At 32.9% G+C, this 593-nt stretch carries 1 protein-coding gene; it reads left to right on the top strand.

Going from position 1 to position 593, the window contains the following annotated elements; genetic code table 11:
- On the top strand, positions 1-593 hold a 593-nt coding region (locus F6K22_RS36205; RefSeq protein WP_293109476.1), incomplete at both ends, for an MSCRAMM family protein.

Raw genomic sequence — 593 nt, 5'->3', positions numbered from 1 at the left:
TCCAACTATTACTGGTGTTAATGGTGAATATTCTTTCCAAGATTTACCTCCCAATACTTATATATTGAGAGAAGTTTCTCCACCAGATTTTGATCAAACTACTCCCGACCCAATTTTAGATGTAACTCCAGGAAGTAACATTACAAATGTCAATATTGGTAATGTAAATAATCGAGGTCAAATTAGTGGTACTAAATTTAATGACACGAATACTAATGGAATATTCGACCCTGGAGAAAATGGTTTAGCAAATATTACTCTATATTTAGACCTAAATCAAAATGGATTTTTCGATGATGGAGAACCTCCAACTATTACTGATGTTAATGGTGAATATTCTTTCCAAGATTTACCTCCCAATACTTATATATTGCGAGAAATTTCCCCACCAGGTTTTGCTCAAACTACTCCCGACCCAATTATTAATGTAACTCCCGGAAGTAATCTGACAAATATCAATATTGGGAATGTAAATAATCGAGGTCAAATTAGTGGTACTAAATTTAATGACACGAATACTAATGGAATATTCGACCCTGGAGAAAATGGTTTAGCAAATATTACTCTATATTTAGACCTAAATCAAAATGGAT

It is taken from the genome of Okeania sp. SIO2F4 (genome assembly GCF_010672385.1).
In the GTDB taxonomy this organism is placed as follows: Bacteria; Cyanobacteriota; Cyanobacteriia; order Cyanobacteriales; family Microcoleaceae; genus Trichodesmium.
Note: the sequence above shows the minus strand (reverse complement) of the source record. Positions and strands in the feature narration are given on the sequence as shown.